The following is a 23,123-nucleotide window of genomic DNA, read 5'->3' on the forward strand; positions in this document are numbered from 1 at the left end:
CCGGAGCCGACGGGAGCGACTGGCGGCACCGTCGTGAAGCTGACCGCTACCACGGATTGATTGCGTGTTTCTTCGGCGGCCACTCCTCCTCGCGCGGTTCGTCGTAGCGATTCAACGCGCGTTTCACCCAGCCGTAGGTTTCGGTGGGCTCGATGACGGCGTCCATCCCGACGCCCTCGACGGACCGGATGGCGTCGGTGCGGTCCTTGTAGAACTCGACGAGTTCCCGCCGTTTGGCCTCGGGGTCGTCGGCCGCCTCGATTTCCCGTCCGTGGACGACGTCGACGGCACCTTCGATACCCATCGCCGCGACCTCCGCGGTCGGCCAGACGGCCGTGAGGACGTTCTGGACGGACTCGCCGCCGCCCATGGCGACGTGGCCGAAGCCGTACCCACGGCGGAGGACGAGATTGACGATGGGCACCGTCGCGCGGTTGAGTTCGAAGGGGAGTTTGCCGGCCGCGCGGGCGACGCCGTCGCGTTCGGAATCCGGTCCCGGGAGGATGCCGGGTACGTCCTCGAGGGCGACGATGGGGAGGCCGAAGGCATCACACAGCGAGACGAACCGGGCGGCCGCGGTGGAGGCGTCGGCGTCGATGGTGCCGGCCATCACCCGGGGGTTGTTGGCGACGACGCCGACCGGTCGGCCGTCGATGCGGGCGAACCCGGTGACGACGTTGCGGGCGAACTCGGGTTTCGTCTCGAAGAACGTCTCCTCGTCGGTGACGCCCTCGACGATGGCGTAGATGTCGTAGCCCTTCTTCGGGTCGGCGGGCATCACATCCAACAGGCGTTCGCGGTCGGCCTCGGAGGGTGGTCGAGCGTCGGCGGTCGGCGGGTCGCGACGGGCGTTCCGCGGTAGATACGAGAGGAACTCCCGAATGCCGTCGAGGCAGGCCTCGTCGTCCTCGTAGGCGCGGTCAGCCATACCCGTCTCGGCCGTCTGAAACTGCGCCCCGCCTAACTCCTCCTTCGAGAGGTCGACGCCGAGTGCGGCCTTCACCAGCGAGGGGCCGGCGACGCCGAGGGTCGACCCGTCGACCATCGGCACGAAGTCGGCCATCGCCGAGAAGTTCGTCGGTGCGGCGAACCCGGGACCCATCATCGCCGAGACGATGGGCACCCACCCGGAGAGTTTCGTCTGCAACCGGAATATGCCGCCGTCGCCCTGTGCGGTGGGGCGGGCGTCCAGTCCTTCCTGAATTCGGTGGCCGCCGCCGTCGTGGAGGAGGACGGTGGGGAAGCCCCGTTCGAGCGCCAACTCCATGACTCGCTTCAGTTTCTCGCCGCCGGTGTGGCCGATGGAACCGCCCTTGACCGTGAAGTCGGTGGCGGCGATTGCGACTGGCCGCCCGTCGATATCGCCGACGCCGGCGACGACGCCGTCGGCGGGGGCATCCTCCCGGTCCCAGTCGGCCGTCTCGGGCGTCGTCGGCGCCGGGGCGGCGAGTTGGCCGATTTCGTCGAAACTCTCACAGAGATACTCGACGCGCTCGCGGGCCGTGAGTTTGTCCTGTGCGTGCTGTTTCTCGACGGCGTCGGGGCGCCCCTCGTCGGCGACGGCTCGTTTCGTCTCTCGCAGTTCTTCGAGAAGGTCCGCCATTCGCGTTTCATCCGACATGGGACGACGCTCGCTCCGCGTGCTGTTAACATTGTTCGTCGAACAGCGAACACATATCCAACGCGTTAAATTGGGTTCTGTGGGCACGAATGTGTATAACAACGACGCTCGGGGCCGTTGTTGTTCGTATTATATCCGTATATGTGTATATTCGAGGGAACTGCAACCGCAACTACTTTGCCGGCGCGGCGGTCCGTTTCAACCATGAAAATAGCCGGTATGGCCTCGAACCGCGGCCGAAACCTGCTTCACATCGCGGACACCGAACCGGGCGGTGCCGAGTTCTCGGTGGTCCTCACGAACGAGGAGGGTGCGCCCGTCATCGAGGGCGCCGCAGAGCGCGGCATCCCGACCGAAGTCGTCCCCAAATCCGACGACGAGACGCGCGAAGAACACGAACGCCGCGTCCTCCAGCGCTTGGAGGGGTACGACGTGGATTTGGTCTGTCTCGACGGGTACATGCGAATCCTCACCGACGAGTTCCTCGATTCGGCGCCGACGACGCTCAACGTCCATCCCTCGCTCCTGCCGTCGTTCCCGGGAATGGACGCCCACGAGCAGGTGCTCGACGCCGGCGTCTCCGTCACCGGGTGTACGGTCCACGTCGTCGACGAAACCGTCGACGGCGGCCCCATCGTCACCCAAGAGTCGGTCCCCGTCTACGACGGCGACGACGCCGCCGACCTGAAGACGCGCGTCCTTCACGACGCGGAGTTCACCGCCTACCCGCGCGCCGTCAAGTGGTTCGCCGAGGACCGCGTCACCGTCGACGACGGCGACGTCTCCGTCGACGGCGACGACGGCGGCCAGTTCCCTGCCCGCCGGTTCGTCTCCGACGACCGGGGTCGGGAACTCCGCTACGGCGAGAACCCCCACCAGGACGCCGCGGTGTACGTCGACGGCGCCTGCGAGGAGGCCAGCGTCGTCGACGCCGACCAACTGAACGAGGGCGCGAAGGCGCTGTCGTACAACAACTACAACGACGCCGACGGCGCCTTGGACCTCATCAAGGAGTTCGACGACCCCGCGGCGGCGGTCATCAAACACACCAATCCGGCTGGCTGTGCGACCGCCGGAACGCTCGCCGACGCCTACGAGCGGGCGCTGTCGACGGACCCGATGAGCGCCTTCGGCGGCATCGTCGCGCTGAACCGCGAGTGCGACGCCACCACCGCCGAGGCCATCACCGACTCCTTCAAGGAAGTCGTCGTCGCGCCGGCGTACACCGAGGCGGCGCTGGACGTTCTCTTCGAGAAGGACAACCTCCGGGTCCTCGACGTGGGCGACCTCGAGGAGCGAAGCGAGTCGCTCACCGAACAGCATCTCGTCGGCGGCCGGCTCGTCCAGGAACGGGATTTCCAGGCCCCCTCGGCCGACGACCTCGAAATCGTCACCGAGCGAGAACCCACCGACGAGCAAATCGAGACGATGCTGTTCGCCTGGCGGACCATCAAACACGTCAAATCCAACGCCATCCTCTTCGCGAAAGGCACCGAAACGGTCGGCGTCGGGATGGGACAGGTCTCCCGGGTCGACGCCGTCCGACTCGCCGCGATGAAGGCAGACGAACACGCCGAAGGCAAGGACGCCGACGGCGCCGTGATGGCGTCGGACGCCTTCTTCCCGTTCCCCGACGGCATCGAGGAGGCCGCCGACGCCGGCATCGAGGCGGTCATCCAGCCCGGTGGCTCGGTCAACGACGAGGACGTCATCGACGCTGCCGACGAACACGACATCGCGATGGCGTTCACCGGGCAGCGGGCCTTCCAGCACTGACGGCGAGCTTCCGCCCGCTACTGTATCGTAAACGCCGGTTCGGTCACGTTCTCGCTTTTGCACTCCGGACACCGCGAGGGCCGGTTCGTCAGGTCGTCGAACGACGAGAAGCCGCAGTCGCGACACTCCGGCGGCGCCGCGAGCAACTCCTCGTCGGTGCCGTCCAGCGACCGCGCGATGTGTTCGACGTGGGAGAGCGCGGCGGCGGTGGTGATCTCGAATTCGTTCGCCAGCGCTCCCGCTTCGGCGCTGTCGTGTCGGAGGAACTCGGCGATGCGCTGCCGGGTGGTCCGCTCTGCACCCTGCATACCGCTACTCTGGGTCCCGAAGGCTAAAACTTACTCCCCGGAACCGTTCGTGAGTCGGGTGTGGGCGCCGATGAGCGCGCCCGCGAGGTCGACGTTCTCGATGTGGGTTCCCTCGTCGATGATGGTGTCGTGGATTTCGCAATCCGAGACGGTGGCGTCGCCGAAGACGACCGAGCGGTTCAGCGTCGAGTCGACGATTTCCGCGCCCGGCATGACGTGAACGTTCTCGCCGATGGTGGAGTTCTCGACGGTCGCCGACTCGGCGATGACGCTGTCGCCGTCCAGCGACCACGCGATTGCCTCCAGATACGACTCCGGCGTGCCGATGTCGAACCACGGTTCCTCGAAGACGAAGGCGTGGACCGCCTCCCGGGACTGCAGCCACTGGAGGAACCACCCCGGTTCGTCGGGGTTGTTGCCGCCCTCGAGGTACTCCTCGAACCGCAGCGACTCCGCGGGGAAGGCATAACACGCGATGGAGACGAGCGTGCTCTTGGGGTCGTCGGGTTTCTCCTGGAAGTCGACGACGCGGTCGCCTTCTAACTCCACGAGACCGTAGGATTTGGCCTTCTCGCGGTCGCCGACGTCGTAGGCGGCGAGGGCGGCCGTCCCCTTCTCCTCGAAGTAATCGATGAAGTCGGTGAGGTCGAAACCGATGAGGTTGTCGCCGGCGACGACGACCAGGTCGTCGTCGATGCCTTCGCGGTCGACCAACTGCCCGAGCGCGCCGACGACGCCGAACTTCTCGGATTCCTCCGTGGTGTCCTCGACCGACAGCGTCGGCTTCTCGAAGTCGCTGTCGGTGATGTAGCGTTCGAACTCCTCGGCGAAGCGCTCGTTCGTCGAGACGTACACCTCCTCGATGCGGTCGTCGGCTTCCAGCGCCTCGAAGATGCGGTCGATGACGGTGGACTCACCCACCGGGAGGAACATCTTCGGACGGTGTTTCGTGATGGGCCACAGACGCGTCGCGTACCCGCCAGCGAGAACGACGGCTTTCATTGTCCGACAACGACAGATGCCGCGGACAAGTGTCTTTTGTTACGGCGAACGGCCGGTGAAGCGGCCCCGTTACTCGCCGAGCCACGCGTCGGTGACCCGCAGGGAGCCACGCGAACCGTCGAAGGTCGTCTCGTAGGACAGTTCGATGGGCCGGTCCATGTGCGGGCCGTCGGTGACGAGCGTCTCGAACTCCCCACCCTCCCCGAGGATGTGGACGCCGTACTCGTCGTTGAGCGCTTCGAGGTCGGCGATGGCGTCGGCGTCCAGCGTCCGGCCGAGCCACGACTCGTCGAGTCCGTACGCCGCCACGCGGACGATTTTGATTTCGAAGCCGGCGTCCAACATCGCGTCGGCCAACTCGCGGGGGTCCTCCTGCCACAGCGGGGCGAACAACTCGGCGTCGAGGCGCTCACACATCGCCTCGATGCGGTCGGTCTGATAGCTGCTCTCGACGGCGCCGGCGGTGACGCCGCCGATGCCGCCGAGGTCGTCGGCCAACTCGACTAACGCCGCCTCCAGCGGTTCCAACTCCCGGTCGCCGCGCTCGCCGCTGTCTTCGGCCGGGTCGGCGCCCGCCTCGAAGTCATCGGGGCGAACGTCGACGAGCGGAATCCCGATGCTCTCGGCGGCCAGCGACGCCAACTCGGTCGCGGGAACGTGGTACATGAAGGAGTCGCCCTCGGGGTGGACCGTCACCAGTCGCTCGACCGGCAAATCGCGTTCGAGCGCCCGATACAGCGCCCACGAGGAGTCCTTCCCGCCCGAAAAGAGGCTCACCCACGGATTCATACCCGGAGTAACCCAGCGCCGGCTAAATGGGCGTCGGTTCGGCTACTCGGGGACCTCGTCGAGCGGCGACTCACCCTCGCTCATCCGCGAGGCGAAGGCGACCCCGAGGAAACTCGCGAGAATGCCGGCGGCGACGTACAGCGCGAGTCGCCCCCAGATACCGAGGACGAACCCCTCGATGCTCACCGGGCCGAGTTCCACCGCCGTGACCTCAAGCGGACCGATGACGCCGGCGCGTTCGAGGAAGTAGCCCGTGAAGCCACGGACGACCAACCCGACGGCGACGACGCCGAACGGGAGGTTCATCAGCGCCGCGGAGACGCTCTCTTCGGCCAGCAACTCGTCGATGAGGCGGCCGGTCGCCGCGGCCAGCGCCGCCGCCGCGAACCACGGAACGCTGTCGAAAATGAACCGCAAGCCGACCAGCAGTTCGCCCGTCTCGGCCGTTCCCACACTACCCATGTTCGTCGCGCTGATGCCGCCGGCGAAGATACCGACGAACGCCAACCCCGTCCCGACGACGTAGGTGACGAGCGACACCTGCCCGGAGTAGAAGGCGTCACGAACCCGTCGAGGGAGCGTCGCAACGAAGTCGTCGATGCCGAGGCCCTTGTACAACAGGAACGTCCCGATGACCGCGGCGATGGCCGACAGCGCGATGGCTACGTCGTCGGCCAACAGCAACAACACCGGAAACGCGAGCAACGCGGCGCCGATGGGGACCAACACCGTCCCCCGGAGTTCCTCGTCGCCGAGGAACTGCTTCAGGAGGTAGTACGTCGACTGGATGTCGTGGGATTGGCGGACGACCACGCGGTCGACCGCGTCGACCTGGACGCGACTCTCGATGATGGGAACGAGTCGTTCGTCGCTGGCCGAATCCGTGACGACGATGGCGGCCTCGATATCGTTGTCCGCGACGAGGGTGTCGATGCCCCGGGCGACGGCGCGGTCGCTGTTGATGCCGTCGCCGCCACCGCCGGAGATGACGGCGACGAGGGGGTCTTCGCCCTCGTCGCGGAGGTCCCGGGCGACGCTGAGCGTCTCCAGCAGGCAGTTGACGCGGCTATCCTCGGGGTCGTCGATGCCCACGTCGGTGACGAGCGCCTGGACGGCCTCCCAGCCGACGATTGGGCCGTCCGGCCCGAGGGTCCCGTCGCGGTCGACACACACGACCAGCGTGCTCACGGTGGTCCGTTGCCAGTGGGCGGACAAAAGCTTTCAGGACGAACTTTTTGCACGGTCGCCGCAGGCGACCGGCAAAAACTTCGATGAAAAGCCGCGGCGGGTTCCCTACGGTCACCCGCCTTGCCGCCGCGCTCACTTCGTTCGCGCGGCGTGAACCGCTTCGCGCCTGCGGCGCTCGCGGATGCATAACCGTCTTGGTGGTTTACACCCGAAACCGGAACTCGCCGCTGGCGTCGGTGAACTGACTGGCGATACCGGCGCCGACGGCGTAAGCCACGGATTCGGCACCACCACGGAGCCGTTCGGTGACGCCGAGTTGGGGCTCCAGTTCCGTCGTCGCCACCTCCTCGTCGAGCAGGCTCTCGAGGCGCTCCTCGACGTCTTTGCGGGTGCCGATAGAGTCGACGAGCCCCATCTCGTGGGCCTCGCTTCCGAGGAAGACTTTCGCTTCGGTGTCCCGAATCTCGGCTTCGTCCATCGCTCTACCCTCGGCGACGGTTTCGACGAACTGGTCGTAGTAGTCGTCGATGATGCCCTGCAGGTACTCCCGCTCCTCCGGTTCGAGGTCGTCGAAGGGGACGCCGGCCTCTTTGAACTCCCCGGCGGTGAGCTGTTCGTATTCGAGGCCGGTTTTCTCTAGGAGGTCGGCGGCGGTCATCCGCGAGCCGCGGACGCCGATGGAGCCGACGACGCTACCGTCGCGGGCCCACAACTCGTCACAGCCGGAGGCAATCCAGTAGCCGCCGCTGGCACACACGTCGGTCGTGTAGGCGACGGTGGGGCCGTCGAACCGTTTCGCCGCCAGCCGGATGTCGTCGCTCGGGACGACGGCGCCGCCGGGCGTGTTCAACCGCAACAACAACGCCTCCGCGTTGTCGTCGTCGTCCGCGTTCTCGATGAGGTCGACTATCTTGTCTGCGCCTGGCGTGCCGGGAGTCGACGGGGGAAATCCACCGCCGCCGTCGCGGGTAATGGGTCCCTCGACGGCCACCTCCGCGACGTTGTACGCCGGAAACACGTTGGCAGCGATGTTGCTTCCGACGCGGAGACCTGCAGCGACGGTCGCGACGACGAGCAACACACCAATCAGTTCGGCCGTATCTGCGGGAGTCTCGACGAACAGCAGCCACGCGGCGACGGCGGCGACGGCGGCGATGAAGAGTCCGATGGCGAGCCGTCCGAACCTCTCGAATCCGTTCATGCCCGGAGTGAGGGCCGTTGGACTGTTAAGTGTGTGTGAGAAGGGTATGGCTCAGACGGCGGCGTCCTTCTCGGAGAGCCCGACGAGAAGGGTTCCGACGACCATTCCCAGCGTGGCGACTGCGGCGACACCCGGGGCGTACGGAATCGGCGTGTCGAGGAATCCCGCGACGAGGACGACGATACTGCAGACGACGAGGAGCACGCCACCGATGACGAGTCTGCCCGTGTTGGTTGCCATACCTGTCGGTATGTGAACCCGGCAGTTAAAACTCACCGATTGTCACCGGCGGAGGTGCCGTCGCTCAGGACCGACTCACAGGGGTTTTGCGGGTGCAGCACTCAGCGATGTCATGGGCAGCAGTCTCGATTCGTTGCGGACCGTCGCGGATTACCAGTTCGGGGCGGGCGCCGGCGCCGCGCTGTTCGACGGCGACATCACCGTCCAGCGAACCAGTTCCGGCCGGCCACAGCAGATTCTCGCCGACGACGAACGGATACTCTCATACGGCGTCGACGGCCGATTCACGCTCGGCGCGGCGGGCGGCCGACGCCTGCAGGCCGCCCTCGATGCGCCAGCCTACCGGGTCGTCGTCGGCGACGACAGCGAACCGTTCGTTCGCGAGGAGAAGAACGTCTTCGCGAAGTTCGTCCGCGAGGTCGACCCCGCCATCCGTCCGGGCGACGAGGTGTTGGTCGAACACTACGACGGCGACCTCCTGGCGGTCGGCCGAGCCGAACTCTCGGCCGACGCCATGCTCGATTTCGAGACGGGCATGGCGGTGAAAGTCCGCGACGGCATCGAGGCGTGAGTTCGCCCACGGCGTAACATCAGGCTTTTTGCCCCGTCGCACCCTCACTCAGGGTATGTTCGGAGGAGGCGGCGGCATGAACCCGCGCAAGATGGAACAGATGATGAGCCAGATGGGTATCGACCTCACCGATATCGACGCCGAGGAGGTCATCATCCGCACGGCCGACGAGGAACTCGTCTTCCACGACGCCGAGGTACAGCGGATGGACGCCCAGGGCCAGCAAACGTATCAAATCGTCGGCGACCCCGACACCCGCCCCCGTGGCGAGGAATCCGAAGCCATCGAGGGCGAGTCGGAATCCGAGAGCGACGCCGGCGGCAGCGAGTTCTCCGACGAGGACGTCGAAATCGTCGCCCGTCGAGCCGAAGTCCCCGAGGAGCGCGCCCGTGAAGTGCTCGAGGAGACCGGCGACCTCGCGGCGGCCGTCCAGAAGCTCGAAGTAGAGTGAGCGAGCGACGCGTTCTCGTCGTCCGCGGCAACCGCGAGTTCCTCGTCCGCCCCGGCGAGACGATGGAGTCCGACCTCGGCATCCTCGAAGTCCCCGAGGACGTGACTACCGGAACGACCCTCGAGACACATCTCGGGGAAGCCTTCGAGGTCCGACGACTCCGCGGTCCGGACCTCTTCGACCACCTCGAACGCACCGGCGCGCCGATGATGCCACGCGACATCGGACTGGTCGTCGGCCACACCGGCGTCGCATCGGGCGACCGCACGCTCGACGCCGGCACCGGAACCGGCGTTCTCGCCGCCTATCTCGGCCGCCTCGGCGTCGAGGTGACGACCTACGAACGCGACCCGGCGTTCGCCGAGGTCGCCCGCGAGAACATGGACCTCGCGGGGGTCACCGACCACGTCGACGTCCGAACCGGCGACCTGCTCGAAGAAATCGACGACATCGAGGAGTCCTTCGATTTGCTGACGCTCGATACCGGCGATGCGCCCGAGGTCGTCGAGCGCGCTCCCGAATTGCTCGCTCCCGGCGGATTCGTCGCCGCCTACACCCCCTTCGTCGAGTCCGCCCGCGCCTGCGTCGAGGCCGCTCGCGAGGCGGGCCTCTCGGAAATCGAGACGCTCGAAACCATCCAGCGGCGGATGGACTTCGACGACCGCGGCTCCCGGCCATCGACCGCGGGCGTCGGCCACACCGGCTACCTCTGTTTCGCTCGCTTTACCCCACAGCTCGAATGATGTCGAGCAGTTCTTTCTCGTAACGCTCCGTTTCGGCGTCGTCGACCCACCGCTCGAGACCATCGGTCGGGTAGGCGCCACCGGCGACGTAGAACTCCCCGTCGTACCACGCGGCCAGCTGCCCCTCGACGGGGAGCGTCTCGCCGTCGACGGACAACCGCGCCCGATAGCGAGTGAGACGCGCTCGCTTGCGGTTGTCGGTTCGGACGCTCTCGGTGTCGCCGATTTCGACGGCTTCGAATCCACGCTCGCGGAGTTCCTCGGCGAACTCCCGTTTAGATTCGGTGACGATGCGCGGTTTCACGAGCGACGTGGTTCCGAACGGAAGCGACGGTGAAAATTCCAGTCGCGTGACGAAGACGAACCGCCAGATTCGGTCCGGGCCGCCCGCGCTGACGATGCGTTCCCGGAGGTCGGCGTCCTCGTAGACGACGGTGTGGCCGGTCACGTCGACGTTCGGGAGGCTGAACACCGTCTCGGTCGTCTCCTCGGTGCGTACCCACCGGTTATCGGACCGCAACGAGTCGGGAACCGCCGGCTGCGTTCCGGTGTTCGGCATACCCCGAGAACGGACCGAGGGGCCTTCATTGTACGCGACACTGCGGTCGCTGTCAGAATCCACCCCCGAAGCGCGTCTCACTCGCCGTCCGGCGACGCCAGGAGGTCCTCCTCGTATGCGGCTATTGCCCCGATGACTTTCTCGGCGTCGTCCTCGGGGACATCGAACTCCTCGAGCGAGTCGGACAGGAGGTCGACCGCGCGCTGGATGTGGGCTGGCGTGAACGGCACGTGGAGGTGCGCCTCGCGCACGGGCGCCGCGTCGTACGTTTCCGGACCGCCCGCCGCTTCACAGAGGAAGTCCGTCTGTGTCTTTCGGAGTGACTCCATGTCGGCGTCCTCGAAGAACGGCCCGAGTTCGTCGTCGTCCTGCAATCGGTCGTAGAAATCGTCGACGACGGCGCGGATTCCATCGTGCCCCCCGAGTCGCTCGTACAGCGTCTCCTCGGCCATACTGACACGGTTCGTGTTCTCGCGGATTAAACGACTCGAAACCGGCGTTCAGTACTTCGGTTCCGCGCCCGTCTCCGCGTAGATGTCGTCCATGATGTGGTCCCGTTCGCGACGCCACGACTCGAAGCCGTCGGGGCTGGAGGGGTAGGTCTCGTAGTGGTCGAGCAGGCGGTCGGCGAGGTTCTTCGTGTCGTAGAGGTTCTTCAACGTCCCCCAGTGGCCGATGGACTTGTACAGCACCTGCAGTTTGAGTTTGAGGCTGACGTTCGCGGACCCCGAATACAGCGCGTCCGAGAGTTTCTCGGCGGGCATCGCGGCCAGCAGGGCCAGCAAGTCGTCGAGGTCGTAGGCCGTCGAGAAGATGTTGTAGATGTCGAGGGCGGCGTACCGGCCGCCGTAGTGGTCCATCACGCGCTCGTTGTACCGCCAGAGACTCGACTCGTTCACGTCGTCCTCTTCGATGGCCTGGATGGCCTGCTCGCCGGCGTACTGGCCGGCGTAGGCGGCGCCGGCGATGCCCCCGCCGCTGATTGGGTTGACGTGGGCCGCCGAATCGCCGATGGCCATGTATCCGGGTGCGACCGCCGAGTCGTAGGGGCGGCGGGTCGGGAGAGCGGCGCCGAGTTTGTCCTTGACGGTGGCGTTTTTCAGCTCGGGTCGCTGGCTGATGTCCTCCCGGAGGTCCTTGACGAGTTGCATCGGTTCCTCGTTCATCTGGAAGCCCAATCCGACGTTGATTTCCGTGGGGGTCCGCGGGAAGTACCAGAGGTATCCGGCCGAGCGCTTGGTCGGTTTGAACACGAGCGCGTCGGACCACTCGACGGGTTCGTCGACCTCGATGACCTCCCTGTAGGCGGAGGCGAACTGCGAGTAGCGGACGTTGGTGTCGAAGGTGGCGTCCTCGAAGTCGGCTTTGTCCTGCAGCAGCGACAGCGCGCCGGCGCCGTCGAGGGTAATCGTCGCCTCGTAGGTTCGGGGGTCGCCCTTCTTCGTGGCCTTGACGCCGCGAACGCGGCCGTCGTCGTCCTGCATCACGTCCTGGACGACGGTGTCGTAGTGGAACTCGACGCCGGCGCGTTCGGCGCCGTCGATGATGAGTCGGCCGTACTCCCAGCGGTCGATGACGGCGAGTTCGCCCGGAACGGGAATGTCGAGGACGGCGTCCTCCTGTGGAATCTCGAACTGACCGTGGTCGACCTCGGTGTTTGTGAAGGCGTCGGCGATGTCGGATTTCGGAATGGACTCTGGGAAGTTGTCGGCGCCCTTCAGCGCGTCGCCGCAGGCGATGTGGCCCGCCTCCTCGGCGTCCTTCCGTTCGACGATGACGACGTCGTAGCCCGCATCCGAAAGCGTCGCGCCGGCGTAACAGCCGGCGGTTCCGGCCCCGACGATGACGACGTCGTACTCGAAGGTGGTCATGTCCGCCTCTCAACACCCGGGCGGCAAAACTCTTGCCAACAGTCACGGTTGCCGGTCACGGATCACTTTTCTCGAACCGTGCCGCCGCCGAGGCCCTCCCACTCGACGCGGTAGCCCAGTCTGGAGAGGACCGCACTCGCATCGTCGATGTCGTACTCCGCCAGTCGCTCTTCGACGGCGGCGAGGTCCATCCCTGCCTCGATGCGGCCGTCGAGTGACTCCAGCACCGCCGGGCGGACGAGCGTGCGCCCGACGCGTTCGTGGTCCGGGAACGCCGCTTCCTCGATGGCGGATTCGGGGACGCCGTAGGAGTCGGCGAGTTCGGCGATGGTCGTCACCCCGGCTTCGGGAGTCAGTTCGTCGGGTACCGATGCGGCGCTCTCGGCCCGTAACTCCTCCTCGTAGGGCCGAAGGGCGTCTCGAACGTCTTTCAGCCGAACTGTCTTCGAGTACGGTATCGCGCGGTGGCCCTCCGCTTCGATGGCCTCACCGACGCCGAGTGACTCGTCGTAGGCGACCAGGAACGCCACGTCTTCGAGGGCCGCGAACTGCGAGAGTTTCTTCTCGACGTACTCCGGCGTCCAGAAGCCCATTATCTCGAAGAACACTCTGAAGTCCCCGTGTTTCCAGTCGAAGGCGAAGTCCGGAATCGCGACGTGTTCGCCGGCGGCCAGCGGTTCGGGTTCGCGGACGAGACTCCAATCGAGGTCGAGCGAGTCGAATCTGGCGTAAAAATCCGACTCGACGCCGCTGTCGAAGGTCGGTTCGGCGACCGGGTCGGTTCCCGGGACCGTCACGTCGCCGTCGTCGAGGGTCAGGTGGCGTTCGGTGCCGCGGTCGTCGATGGTGGCTTCGAGATGCCACGCCTCGGCTTTGGCGACCGTCCGCAACAGGCGGGCGAAGCGCGTCCCGTAGCGGCGGGAGCGCTTGAACAGCGCGTCCGGGCCGGTGACGACCACCTCGCGTCCGTCGTCGGTGCGACGGATTTCGTACATCAGGCGGAGCCGTTTGACGGCCGAGACGAGCGACTTCGGGTCCGACGACCGGACGCGGACCTCGATGGCGTCGAACAGCGCGGTCTGGGCAAGGGAGAGGTCGTACTGTTTTCGGAGGCTCTCTGGGTCGTAGTCCGATTCGACGGCTACGAGGACTTCTTCGGTTTCGCGGTCGGCGAACAGCGACGCCTCGACGTCTTCGGCAGGGCTCCCGAGACGGTCTGCGGCCCGCTCCAACGCCGTCTTGCGTTCGGCCGCGGTGACGACGCCAACTGACTCGGCGGCCTCGAAGGCGGCCGTTCGGGCACGAATCGGCTCCAGCGGCGCTCGCGTCTCGAAGATCGCCGCCCGTTCGAGCAGTTTGGCGAAGCCCCTGACGAGTTTGAAGTCGTCGGCCTCGCTCTCGAGGTCGGTGAGTGCGGCCTCCAGCGTCTCGCGTCGCTGGCCGACGTGGCCCTGATAGACGCCGAGGACGCGGGCGGCGAGCGCCTCGTCGTCGGCGTCGGTGAACTGCGGCTGGTAGCCGCCGCCGGCGCGGGAGACCCGCAGGAGGTCCTTCGTGAGCACTATCGGGGGTGGGCGGCCGACCCGCAAAAACGTCCCGCTACTTGGCCTCGGGGGCCTCGCTCGGGTCGACCACCTCGCCCGTCTCCGGGTAGACGCCGACCTGCTCGCAGTCGTCGGCCAGCGGGCAGGCGTCGGGGTCCTCCAAACACGCCGGCTTGCGCGCCGAGCAGTACTCACGGCCGAACTGTATCATCGCAGTGTGGCCGAAGCCGCACTTGTCGGCGGGAACGTCGCGTTCGAGGTGTTCGCGGACACCCTCGTGGTCGGCGTCGGCGGGTGCCAGTCCCATCCGTCGGGCGATGCGGTGAACGTGGGTGTCGACCGGAAATACACCGCCGCGACCCCCCGAAAACAGCAACACGCAGTCGGCTGTCTTCGGCCCGACGCCCTTCATCTCCAGCAGGGCGCTCCTGACTTCTGGGGGGTCTTCGTCCTTCACGAACTCGTCGAAGCCGTCTTCGCCCCCGTACTCGGCGACGATGCGCTCGGCGAGTCGGATGAGCGTCTCCGATTTCTGGTTGTACAGTCCCGCAGCGGAGATGGTCTCGGCGAGTTCGTCCTGGGCGGCGTCGGCGAGAGCCACCGCTAGGTCGCCGGGGTTGTCGCTGCCGTACCGTTCCATCAGCGCGTCGTGTGCCGGTTGGCTCGCCTTGTCGGAGGTGTTCTGGCTCAACACGGTGCGGACGAGACACTCGAAGGCGTCCTGTCCGCCGTAGGTCTTCTGCCAGTACAACTCGCCGAGTCGGTCGACGACGCCTTCGGCGCGAGTGTCGGCATTCGTGGGGTCGAACTCCGATACCGTGCCGCCACCGGAGTCGCCGCCGGAGATGTTCTCGGCGGGTTCGTCGTCCATGTCGTCGGCTACGGCGTCATCTCTCAAAACCCTAGCCGAGGCGGCGAATGGGTCTGCGGTTCAGGCGTCTACCGAGAGGATACATTCGAGGTCGGCGCCTGCGGCGAGTGCCTCGACGAGGTCGCGGTCGAGGTCCGCCGCGGCGGCGTCACAGTCGACGACGATGGTCCGGTCGTCGACGTAGTCGCTGGTTCGACCGACTAAATTGCGGTCGTTCTCGAAGGTGAGCTCGGGGTGGCCCCGTCCCTCGATGACGTGTTCGTGGCCGTCTGCTCGGAGGGTGACCGTGATTGTCGCGTCGTGGGACCGACAGGCCTCGACGAACGCGTCGTCGAACTCGGCGGGGACGGTGTCGGATTCGATTCCGAGGATGCAGTCGCCGGCGGGCGTGAGCCAGTCGTCGCTCGTCAACTCGAACGTGCTCGTGTGTTCGGCGCTGACGTGCTCGTGGCCACTCGCGTGCACGCGTTGTTCCATACACGTGAGAAAACGAGGCCGGTACTTCAGGGCGTCCGTTCGCTCCTCGGGCGCACTGTCCTATTTTATATACTCGCGAAAACGTGTGTGAACGGCTAACGCGGTACCTTCGGGCGTGTGGTAGCCGTTTTCACGTGTCTCGACCTCCGTAATTCTTAAATAGAGAAACACAGTAGTAACAGACACCAGAACGCATCCGGCGTTCGGCAGCATCGTCAGCCGACCAGAATGATAGGTACGATTCCTTGTACGGCGACAGCGGCTCTCCGAGCGTTAGCTGTCCGCAGCCGGAGCGGTAATGGAGTAGAACGATAACCATGGTAGAGTCAATCGACGAATCCCAGAACGTAGAACTGACAGACGACGACCTCGAAAACGATTCTAAAGGTCAACTCATCAAACGCGCCGGCCAGCTTCGCGACCGGCGAAACGAGCTCAATCAGATGGCCTCCGAGCGCGCCTCCAAGCGCGACGAACTCAACGCGAAAACTCGCGAGAAGGTCGACGAGGCCCAACAGCACCGCGAGAAGCGCGACGAGCTCAACGAGCAGGTCCAAGAGCACAAAGAGAAACGCAACGAACTCAACGCGAAGGCCAACGAGCTCTTCGACAAGGTCGACGACCTGAAAGACGACCTCGAACTCAACGAGGGCAAGAGCGTCGACCAGCTCAAAGAGGAAATCGAGGAGCTGGAGTTCAAACAGCAGACCGAGGTGCTCTCGACGGAGGACGAGCGCGAACTCATCGAGAAAATCGAGGAGAAACGCGAGAAACTCGCCGACCGGAAAGGGAAACTGAACCAGGACGGCGAACTCGAAGAGCTCAAAGAGGAGGCCCAAGAGGTCCGTGCGGAAGCCTCCAACCACCACCAGAAGGTCACCGAACTCGCCGACAAGGCCCAGGAACACCACAACCAGATGATCGAGGCCTATCGGGAGGCCGACGACATCCGCGACGAGGCCGACGAGTGGCACGAGAAGTTCGTCGACGCCCAAGAGGCGGCCGACCGCCACCACGAGGACTTCGTCCGCGTCCAGAAGCGCCTGCGCGAACTCGACAAGGAAGAAGAACAGGAGCGCAAGGGCGAACGCGAGGAGAAGCGCGAAGCCGCAAAGGAGGAAGCCGAGGAAATCTACCAGAAATTCAAGGAAGGCGAAACCCTCGACACCGAGGACCTGATGAAGCTGCAGAAGGCCGGCAAACTGTAATCGACGCTATCTAACGCCGTACGTTCCGCTGTTTTGCTGTTCTCTCGTGACACGTCCACCGATGGTGAGCGACGCTGCCGCCCGAAAACGCCGTGGAGATGGCATCTAGAACGAAGTGGTAATAACGGTCATCCGACGGCCCGCGGGACGTACTAGCAGCGTTGACCCATGGGACTGCTCTCCGAGACCGACACCGGCACGTCGACGAACGCGTTCGAATCGACCGTCCTCCCCAGTATCCACGAGGTGAATGAGGGGCAGTTGAACAACTTGGTGTGTCAGTCGGCTGGCGGTACCCTGTTTCATCGCCACGAGTGGCTGGCTGCCGTCGAGGAGTCGTTCGACCACGAGCCGCGGCACACGCTGATGACGAAAGGCGGAAACCCCGTCGGCTTCCTGCCGAACTTCGTCACCGACGTACCGTTGCCGACAGATATCGGAACGAAACTCGCAGCGGCGCTCCCGCTCGAGGTCGTCGAACCGCCACCACCCGGATACGGCGGGCCGATTCTAACTGGCGACCCGAGCGTGATTCTCGACGGGCTGTTCGACTCCGCGCTCCTGACGAACGGGACGAGTACGCTCTTTCACCGCGTCCACACCTTCGATATGGATGCGGTCGGATACGGCCGGTACCTCGAATCGCTGGGCTACTCGCTGCGGCTCACACGGTGTCTGCCCGTCCTCGACCTCCGAGACGACTGGGAGACGGTTCTCGAAGGAATGGACGCAACGCGGCGTCGGGAAATCCGTCGAGCGACCGAACAGGACTACGAGGTGGAGATACACCCGCTCGGTGAGGACCTCGACGGTACCTACGAGAGATACGTTTCCAACATGGAGCGAGTCGGCGGGACGGTTCTGCCGAAGGCCTTCCTCGAAGCGCTCACCGACCGGATTCCGAGCCGGGTTCGGCTGTTCAAAGCCACCGTCGACGGCGAGGAAGTGGGGCGGTACGTGTTCCTCCTCGACGACGAGAGCGGAGTGCTTCACCACTGGCTGTCGGCGATCGGTGACAGTTCGAACTTCGAGTACTATCCCTCGGAACTGCTACACAGACGGGGAATCCGCTGGGGCATCGAGCGCGGATACGAGCGATACTCCTTCGGTCCGACGAACCCCCACTTTTCCGATTCGGTGTTCAAGTTCAAATCGAAGTACGGCGCGTCGCCGCTGCCGTCGCTCCGTTGGGAGCGCGGGACGCTCCCGCTCGTGTGGCACACCTACGACGCCGGGCGTTCGTGGTACCGACGCTCGCAGGTCGATACGGCTGATAGCGAGTAGTCACCGAATCGGCCGTGACGGTTCGTGTCGGGCCGCTCCGGCTTACAACAGGAACCGCTCTTCGTCTTCGCTCATGTCGACGAAGGAGTCGGCGGCCTCCCGAAGCTCTTCGGCCGTCGAGGAGCCGAAGCCGAACACCTCGGTGCGGACGCCCTCGTGGCGCAGGTGGGTACACAGCCGCGCGAAGTCGCCGTCGCCGCTACACAGCACGACCACGTCGACTTTCGGGGCGAGCGTCACCGAATCGAGACACATCCCCAAATCCCAGTTGGCCTTCTTCGAACCGTCGGCGAAGGTCTTGATGTCCTTGATTTTCGTCTCGAAGCCGATGTCGAGGAGCGCGTCGAAGAACTCCTCTTCGCTCGGCGAATCGGCGCGGATGACGTAGGCGATGGCGCGGACGAGTTCCCGGTCGTCGACGGCGGCGTCGAGCAGTTCGGTGTAATCGATGTTTCGAGAGTAGAGGCTGTGGGCGGTGTGATAGAGGTTCTGGGAGTCGGCGATGACCGCGACCCGCTGGCTGTCGTGAATCGGCGGCATACCGGGAATCGTTCGGCCTGCCGGATAGGTTTTCGTATCGGTCCTCAGGACTCGGTGCAGTCGTAATACGTGATAGTGTACGCGTGTTCGTTTCCGAAGTAAACGAGACTCACATCACAGTCGCCTGTTACACCTATCTCGATTGAATCGCCCGAGACGACCGCCGCACCACCGCGCCGCGGTCGCTCGCCGCTGACCGACCCCTGCCACGGTCCCGGTTCGGTCTGGTCGACGCCGTCGACCGTGGCGAAGCCCTCACCTCGGACTCCGAGGTTCTCGGGGAAGATGGGGTCGCCGCCGTCGTGGGTGAGCGTGAGGACGCTCGTGTTCCCGTCGGCCGATCGCTCTTCGGCGACGAACTCCGCGTTCGGACCTCCCCCACTCCGCTGTTCGGTGTACTCGTCAGCGAAGACCGCTCCGAAGGGAGTGACACCGAGGAACCCAACGACGAAAACGGTGGCCAAGACGAGGTTGAGCGCGACTAACCGGACGAACGGCGACGTTTCGTTGCTTCCCGTGTAGAAACGATAGGAGAGTACAATCCCCACGGAAACGGCTGTGATTCCCGCAACGACCCCGAGGAGTAATACGGGACTGACGATTCCGAAAATGAATGATTCGAGGGCCAGTAGGATTACCAACACAACGGGCGTCGTCACAACGATTCCCGTGACGGCGGCAGCGATATGGTACACACGGTTCCCGCTTTCGCGAATCCGAACCTCCGCGATTGCGAACGGAGCGGCGACGTACAACAGCGTCGCCGCGAGGAGCAACACCTTCACCAGCGCCGACCCGACTCGCGCTTCGATGAGCGATGCCGACTCATCGATTGGCACGAACACCGTCATCGACGCGACGATACCGCCGACGACTCCGACCGCGAATGTCAGGGCTGCAGCGTACGCCAGCAGCCGCTTTCGCGGCCTCGTCATGGGAACAGCGCGAACAGCACCAACGCGAGCAGCGGTACCAGAAAGAGGTTCAGCACCGTCACGTAGCCGAGGACGCCCTTCCGTTTGAGCGCGTTGTCGGGGAAGGCCTCGCTTGCGAGGCGGTAGCCGACGTACTCGGAGGCGGCGAAGACGGCCGCCCCGACGAGGGCGACGAAGGCACCCGCGAGCCAGCAGGGAACCGGGCCGCAGGTCGTCGCGAACTGGACGCCCTCGGGATACGTGGGTTGGATGCGTGCGGCTTCGGCTTTCGTCAGGCCGTTCGCTTCGAGCCACTCGACGACCGGGTGTCCGTCGGGGAGATCCTCGATTCGGACCGTCGGGTCGGCCACTTGCACCGAATCGACGAGGTCCTCACGGCCGGCTTCGAGCATGAGGTGTGCCACGGCACAGGGCGTACCGTCGGCGCCGACGAACAGCGGCGTCCGTTCGGTCTCTGTTCGGTTCGTCGGGAACTCGCCGCGGCGTCGGTACGCCGCCAGTCGGTCGAGATGTCGCTGTCGACGGCGGCGCTGGGTGGGCGTAAGGTGGTCGTGGTCGGCATCTCGGAGCGCCGCCTCGGTCCGCCGGAGGTGTTCGCGTATCCGGACGACGTCGATTCGACGGCGCAGTCGGTTTACGGCGTCGACGGAGGGTGCGGGCGGCCGGTCGGCCGACACGTCGTTTCGTGTCGATGACATTGTGGTTGGTTGTCATACGACCGGCAATAATAGTTCCGGCGCAGTTCCGCTACTGGAACCCGCGAATCGACTGGGCTTGCGTGCTCTCGTCGCGGTCGGCATCCTGCAGTCGCTCGGCGAGTTGTTTGCGGGCTTCCTGTATCTCGTCGGCGCGCTCCAGTAGGGCGTCGGTTTCGACATCGATGTCGGCGATTGGGCCGATACCGTGTTCCAGCAGGACGCGGGCGGATTCGGGGTCGGGGAACTGCGGTTCCGTCTGGACGATGAGTCCGATGGCATCGAGGCCGACTTCGCCGGCACGGTGAATCAAGGCGCCGGTCGGACCACTGACGAGGCCGCTTTCCCGCGGTGGGACGATGCCCTCCGCGTCGAGTATGCTGCCCGCGTCGCCGGTAGCGACGCCGTACATCTCGGGGACGCCGTCTTTCTCCTCGCCGAGGCCGCTGAGATACAGCGGGAGGACGTCGTGTTCGTCTATCCAGCCCGTGACACAGCCGGCGAAATCGGAGGATTGAGTCGGCGAGACGGGTACGTCACTCTGGAGGACGACGAGGTCACGTTCCTCGTCGGCGTACAGCCGGACGGGCGGACGGACGTCGGAGCTCTCGCCGCGGTAGACGGCCACCTTCGGCAGTCCCTCGCAGTGGAGGGCGCCGTAGTAGGTCATCTCGAACTCCTCGACGAGGTGGTCGGCGGCGATTTTCCCGACGAGCCCGGCTCCCGGGAGCCCCTCGACCAATGTTGGCGAATCCAACTCGATGTCTTCGGCTTCGACCTGAACGTGTGCCATACCGTAGCGAACGGCCGGTGGCGTCTTAATACTGGCCGCCGGGAGCGCTGCGGTGGCTCGGAACCGACACCGACAAACCCGCGGGCGTCTCACGGCGGATATGGACCCGCTCGCCAGATACGACTCGCTCGTCGACGATTCGGCGGCGTTCCACGCGGCCTGCGAGCGACCGCTGCAGTCGGTCGTCCGCGTCAACGACATCAAGGCAACGCCGGACCGCGTCCGCCGGGCCTTCGAGGAGGCGGGCATCGACTACGAGGGCGTCGGCTGGCACGACGGCCTCTTTCGACTCGCAGACGATGTGAAACCGGGCAACACGTGGCCGTTCGTCCACGGCTGGGTGTACGGCCAAGAGGAGGTGTCGGCGGTGCCGGCGCTCGCGGTCGACCCCCAACCGGGCGAGCGCGTCCTCGATTGCTGTGCGGCGCCGGGGAGCAAGACGACCCAACTCGCGGCGCTGATGGACGACTGCGGCCTGCTCGTCGGCAACGACAACAACCTCGGCCGCCTGTCGGCGCTGCGGTCGAACGCCGAGCGCTGTGGCGTCTCGAATCTCGTCGTCACCAGAGCCGACGCCCGCAATTTCTCGCTGAAACCGTTCTCCGGCGACCCGTTCGACCGGACGCTCGTCGACGTACCCTGCTCGTGTGAAGGGACCATTCGGAAGAACCCCGACGCCGTCGATGACTGGTCGCTGGACCACATCGAAGGCATCGCGGGCGTCCAGAAAGCCATCCTCGGTCGGTCGCTGGAAATTACCCGCGAGGGCGGCACCGTCGTCTACTCGACGTGCACGTTCGCCCCCGAGGAAAACGAGGCCGTCCTTCAGTACGCCCTCGAGGAGTACGAGTGTCGACTCGTCGAGTACGACCTCGAACTCGACCACGCCTCCGGAATCACCGAGTGGGACGGCGACACCTACGACGAGTCGATGCGACGAGCCAAGCGCATCTACCCCCATCACAACGACACGGGCGGGTTCTTCTGTGCGAAACTAGAGGTGGGGCCATGACCGAAAACGACGGACAGGTGTTCAACCGCCTGCCCGCGACCGCTGCCGAACGCGACGACGAGGGTCGGGCGACCCGCGAGGAAGTTGTCGACTGGTGGGTCGACCGGTTCGGCCTCAACCCGGAGACGTTCGAGAACTACACGTTCTGGGAGAAGGGCGCGGGGAAGGTGTGGGCGTTCGCTTCGGACCTCGAATCGCCCGCCGATGTCGAGGGTCTCGGAATGACGTTCCTGCGGACACGTCAGGAACACTGGAAGCCGACGACCGACGCCGTCCAGCGATTCGGACGCGAAGCGACGAAGAACGTCGTCGTTCTCGAAGAAGACGACGCCTTGGCGTTCCTCCGCGGGGAGGACACCGACCCCGCGTGGGACGGCGACTGGGGATATCTCATCGCCGCCCACGACATCGCGGGCGGCGTCGAACCCATCGGCGTCGGCCTGTACCTGTACGACGAACTGCGCTCGCAGATGCCGAAGGGCAGACAACGAGAGCTGTGACCCGGTATCTCCTCTCGGATACCCACTTCGACGACGAGGAGGTGCTGTCCTACACCGACCGCCCCTTCGCCTCCGTCGCCGAGATGAACCGGACGCTCGCGGAGAACTGGAACCGCGTCGTCGAGTCCGACGACGAAGTGATATTCGTCGGCGACTTCGCGGAACCGTCGGAACCGACGACGGTTCGGCGGTGGCTCGGACGCCTGAACGGCGACATCACGTTCGTCGCCGGCGACCACGATGCCGGCGTTCGTCGCGGCTACGCCGTCACCACACAGTCGGCCGTCGAGTTCGAGGCCGGCGGCCATCGTTTCTACTGCGTTCACGACCCCGAGGCGGCTCCCCCCGACCACGAGGGGTGGGTCGTCCACGGCCACCACCACGACATCCGCCCCGAAACGTACCCGTTCGTCGACTCGACAGCCCAGCGCGTGAACGTCTCCGTCGAACTCCTCGGATACGAACCGATTTCCGTCTCGGAGTTGGTTGGCTATCTCGATTCGGGCGAGCGGCTGGAGCGTCGGCCGTCCGACGGCCGGCGTGGCTGACGGATGTGCGAGGGTCTTGGTAAAGAGTTTTCACGAACTTCGCCCTACGGGCGGGCATGACCGACTACACCGTCGAGTTCGTCGGGACGGGCGAGGAGATAACCGTCTCCGACAAGGAGACCATCCTGAAGCGGTGCATCGACGAGGGCATCGCACAGGAGTACTCCTGCCGTGTCGGGATGTGTCTGGCGTGTTCGGCCAAAATCGAGGCGGGTGAGGTCACCCAACCCGCCGCTCGCGGCCTCACCGACGAGGAAGCCGAGGAGTACGCGTTGACGTGTATGGCACGGCCGCTGTCGGATTTGAAACTCGACCGCGGGAAGTACCCGCCGAGCATCGAGGACGCCGCCGCTGACGCCGACGGCGGAGACGCGGCCGCCGCAGACGACTGACCCG

At 65.5% G+C, this 23,123-nt stretch carries 27 protein-coding genes; 10 read left to right on the forward strand and 17 right to left on the reverse strand.

Going from position 1 to position 23,123, the window contains the following annotated elements:
- Positions 1-46: 46 nt before the first annotated feature.
- A complete protein-coding gene (locus tag HWX69_RS07150) occupies positions 47-1,621 on the reverse strand; it encodes an acyl-CoA carboxylase subunit beta (protein ID WP_218644682.1) in 1,575 nt (524 codons plus the stop codon).
- A gap of 204 nt (positions 1,622-1,825) precedes the next feature.
- Between HWX69_RS07150 and purH the strand changes: the two genes are divergently transcribed.
- Positions 1,826-3,397 carry a bifunctional phosphoribosylaminoimidazolecarboxamide formyltransferase/IMP cyclohydrolase gene (purH, locus tag HWX69_RS07155; protein ID WP_178916391.1) on the forward strand — a complete coding sequence of 524 codons (1,572 nt, stop codon included), beginning with the start codon at positions 1,826-1,828 and terminating at the stop codon, positions 3,395-3,397.
- A gap of 17 nt (positions 3,398-3,414) precedes the next feature.
- Here purH and HWX69_RS07160 read toward each other — a convergent pair whose 3' ends face one another.
- The 6 genes from HWX69_RS07160 to HWX69_RS07185 form a co-directional block, all read right to left on the reverse strand.
- Positions 3,415-3,705: a transcriptional regulator gene (locus HWX69_RS07160; RefSeq protein WP_178916392.1), complete on the reverse strand. Its 291-nt coding sequence runs from the start codon at positions 3,703-3,705 to the stop codon at positions 3,415-3,417.
- A gap of 30 nt (positions 3,706-3,735) precedes the next feature.
- The gene (locus HWX69_RS07165; RefSeq protein WP_178916393.1) at positions 3,736-4,707 is read right to left on the reverse strand and encodes a sugar phosphate nucleotidyltransferase; all 972 of its coding nucleotides are present in this window, start codon (positions 4,705-4,707) and stop codon (positions 3,736-3,738) included.
- A 69-nt stretch (positions 4,708-4,776) separates the two neighbouring features.
- On the reverse strand, positions 4,777-5,496 hold the full coding sequence (locus tag HWX69_RS07170; protein WP_178916394.1) for a diphthine--ammonia ligase: 720 nt from the start codon (positions 5,494-5,496) through the stop codon (positions 4,777-4,779).
- A gap of 42 nt (positions 5,497-5,538) precedes the next feature.
- A complete protein-coding gene (locus HWX69_RS07175) occupies positions 5,539-6,684 on the reverse strand; it encodes a DUF373 family protein (RefSeq protein WP_178916395.1) in 1,146 nt (381 codons plus the stop codon).
- Positions 6,685-6,886: 202 nt separating this feature from the next.
- Positions 6,887-7,885: a signal peptide peptidase SppA gene (sppA, locus tag HWX69_RS07180; protein ID WP_178916396.1), complete on the reverse strand. Its 999-nt coding sequence runs from the start codon at positions 7,883-7,885 to the stop codon at positions 6,887-6,889.
- A gap of 51 nt (positions 7,886-7,936) precedes the next feature.
- The gene (locus HWX69_RS07185; protein ID WP_178916397.1) at positions 7,937-8,125 is read right to left on the reverse strand and encodes a hypothetical protein; all 189 of its coding nucleotides are present in this window, start codon (positions 8,123-8,125) and stop codon (positions 7,937-7,939) included.
- Between the two features lie 112 nt (positions 8,126-8,237).
- Here HWX69_RS07185 and HWX69_RS07190 point away from each other — a divergent pair, with 112 nt between their 5' ends.
- The 3 genes from HWX69_RS07190 to HWX69_RS07200 all read left to right on the forward strand — a co-directional run bounded on the left by HWX69_RS07190 (position 8,238) and on the right by HWX69_RS07200 (position 9,890).
- Positions 8,238-8,696, forward strand: coding sequence for a PUA domain-containing protein (locus HWX69_RS07190; RefSeq protein WP_178916398.1), 459 nt, complete (start codon positions 8,238-8,240; stop codon positions 8,694-8,696).
- Between the two features lie 55 nt (positions 8,697-8,751).
- Positions 8,752-9,147 carry a nascent polypeptide-associated complex protein gene (locus tag HWX69_RS07195; RefSeq protein ID WP_178916399.1) on the forward strand — a complete coding sequence of 132 codons (396 nt, stop codon included), beginning with the start codon at positions 8,752-8,754 and terminating at the stop codon, positions 9,145-9,147.
- A gap of 62 nt (positions 9,148-9,209) precedes the next feature.
- Positions 9,210-9,890, forward strand: a complete 681-nt coding sequence (locus HWX69_RS07200; RefSeq protein ID WP_178916633.1) for a methyltransferase domain-containing protein — start codon at positions 9,210-9,212, stop codon at positions 9,888-9,890.
- Here the strand turns inward: HWX69_RS07200 and HWX69_RS07205 are convergent.
- From HWX69_RS07205 to HWX69_RS07230, 6 genes are all read right to left on the reverse strand, one after another.
- Positions 9,871-10,449: a hypothetical protein gene (locus tag HWX69_RS07205; protein WP_178916400.1), complete on the reverse strand. Its 579-nt coding sequence runs from the start codon at positions 10,447-10,449 to the stop codon at positions 9,871-9,873. The genes HWX69_RS07200 and HWX69_RS07205 overlap by 20 nt on opposite strands.
- Positions 10,450-10,526: 77 nt before the next feature.
- Positions 10,527-10,901: a group I truncated hemoglobin gene (locus HWX69_RS07210; RefSeq protein WP_178916401.1), complete on the reverse strand. Its 375-nt coding sequence runs from the start codon at positions 10,899-10,901 to the stop codon at positions 10,527-10,529.
- A 48-nt stretch (positions 10,902-10,949) separates the two neighbouring features.
- The gene (locus HWX69_RS07215; RefSeq protein WP_178916402.1) at positions 10,950-12,320 is read right to left on the reverse strand and encodes a geranylgeranyl reductase family protein; all 1,371 of its coding nucleotides are present in this window, start codon (positions 12,318-12,320) and stop codon (positions 10,950-10,952) included.
- A gap of 62 nt (positions 12,321-12,382) precedes the next feature.
- Positions 12,383-13,882 carry a DUF790 family protein gene (locus tag HWX69_RS07220; protein ID WP_178916403.1) on the reverse strand — a complete coding sequence of 500 codons (1,500 nt, stop codon included), beginning with the start codon at positions 13,880-13,882 and terminating at the stop codon, positions 12,383-12,385.
- A gap of 37 nt (positions 13,883-13,919) precedes the next feature.
- Entirely contained in the window at positions 13,920-14,735 is an 816-nt protein-coding gene (locus HWX69_RS07225; RefSeq protein ID WP_178916404.1) for an endonuclease III domain-containing protein, read from the reverse strand.
- A 60-nt stretch (positions 14,736-14,795) separates the two neighbouring features.
- Positions 14,796-15,212 (reverse strand): DUF371 domain-containing protein, encoded by a 417-nt coding sequence (locus HWX69_RS07230; RefSeq protein WP_178916405.1) that lies wholly within the window; start codon positions 15,210-15,212, stop codon positions 14,796-14,798.
- 317 nt (positions 15,213-15,529) lie between these two features.
- Between HWX69_RS07230 and HWX69_RS07235 the strand changes: the two genes are divergently transcribed.
- Together HWX69_RS07235 and HWX69_RS07240 are read left to right on the forward strand one after the other, a co-directional pair.
- Positions 15,530-16,420 carry a coiled-coil protein gene (locus tag HWX69_RS07235; protein WP_156708831.1) on the forward strand — a complete coding sequence of 297 codons (891 nt, stop codon included), beginning with the start codon at positions 15,530-15,532 and terminating at the stop codon, positions 16,418-16,420.
- Between the two features lie 168 nt (positions 16,421-16,588).
- Positions 16,589-17,704, forward strand: a complete 1,116-nt coding sequence (locus HWX69_RS07240; protein ID WP_178916406.1) for a GNAT family N-acetyltransferase — start codon at positions 16,589-16,591, stop codon at positions 17,702-17,704.
- Between the two features lie 42 nt (positions 17,705-17,746).
- Here the strand turns inward: HWX69_RS07240 and HWX69_RS07245 are convergent, their stop codons facing one another.
- From HWX69_RS07245 to HWX69_RS07260, 4 genes are read right to left on the reverse strand one after another with little or no spacing between them, the layout of a single operon-like run.
- Entirely contained in the window at positions 17,747-18,244 is a 498-nt protein-coding gene (locus tag HWX69_RS07245) for a LabA-like NYN domain-containing protein (protein WP_178916407.1), read from the reverse strand.
- A 44-nt stretch (positions 18,245-18,288) separates the two neighbouring features.
- Positions 18,289-19,179 carry a hypothetical protein gene (locus tag HWX69_RS07250; RefSeq protein ID WP_178916408.1) on the reverse strand — a complete coding sequence of 297 codons (891 nt, stop codon included), beginning with the start codon at positions 19,177-19,179 and terminating at the stop codon, positions 18,289-18,291.
- A complete protein-coding gene (locus HWX69_RS07255) occupies positions 19,176-19,877 on the reverse strand; it encodes a hypothetical protein (protein WP_178916409.1) in 702 nt (233 codons plus the stop codon). The genes HWX69_RS07250 and HWX69_RS07255 overlap by 4 nt, the downstream gene beginning before the upstream one ends.
- A 49-nt stretch (positions 19,878-19,926) precedes the next feature.
- Positions 19,927-20,667 (reverse strand): proteasome assembly chaperone family protein, encoded by a 741-nt coding sequence (locus HWX69_RS07260; RefSeq protein WP_178916410.1) that lies wholly within the window; start codon positions 20,665-20,667, stop codon positions 19,927-19,929.
- A gap of 100 nt (positions 20,668-20,767) precedes the next feature.
- On the opposite strand from HWX69_RS07260, the gene HWX69_RS07265 reads away from it, so the two are divergent.
- The 4 genes from HWX69_RS07265 to HWX69_RS07280 are packed head-to-tail and all read left to right on the forward strand — an operon-like array spanning position 20,768 to position 23,119.
- On the forward strand, positions 20,768-21,679 hold the full coding sequence (locus tag HWX69_RS07265; RefSeq protein ID WP_178916411.1) for an RsmB/NOP family class I SAM-dependent RNA methyltransferase: 912 nt from the start codon (positions 20,768-20,770) through the stop codon (positions 21,677-21,679).
- Positions 21,676-22,179 (forward strand): DUF7122 family protein, encoded by a 504-nt coding sequence (locus HWX69_RS07270; RefSeq protein WP_178916412.1) that lies wholly within the window; start codon positions 21,676-21,678, stop codon positions 22,177-22,179. The genes HWX69_RS07265 and HWX69_RS07270 overlap by 4 nt, the downstream gene beginning before the upstream one ends.
- Positions 22,176-22,727 (forward strand): metallophosphoesterase family protein, encoded by a 552-nt coding sequence (locus tag HWX69_RS07275; RefSeq protein ID WP_178916413.1) that lies wholly within the window; start codon positions 22,176-22,178, stop codon positions 22,725-22,727. The genes HWX69_RS07270 and HWX69_RS07275 overlap by 4 nt, the downstream gene beginning before the upstream one ends.
- Before the next feature lie 56 nt (positions 22,728-22,783).
- Positions 22,784-23,119, forward strand: coding sequence for a 2Fe-2S iron-sulfur cluster-binding protein (locus HWX69_RS07280; protein ID WP_178916414.1), 336 nt, complete (start codon positions 22,784-22,786; stop codon positions 23,117-23,119).
- Positions 23,120-23,123: the final 4 nt, after the last annotated feature.

It is taken from the genome of Natronomonas gomsonensis, from assembly GCF_013391635.1.
Lineage (GTDB): Archaea > Halobacteriota > Halobacteria > Halobacteriales > Haloarculaceae > Natronomonas > Natronomonas gomsonensis_A.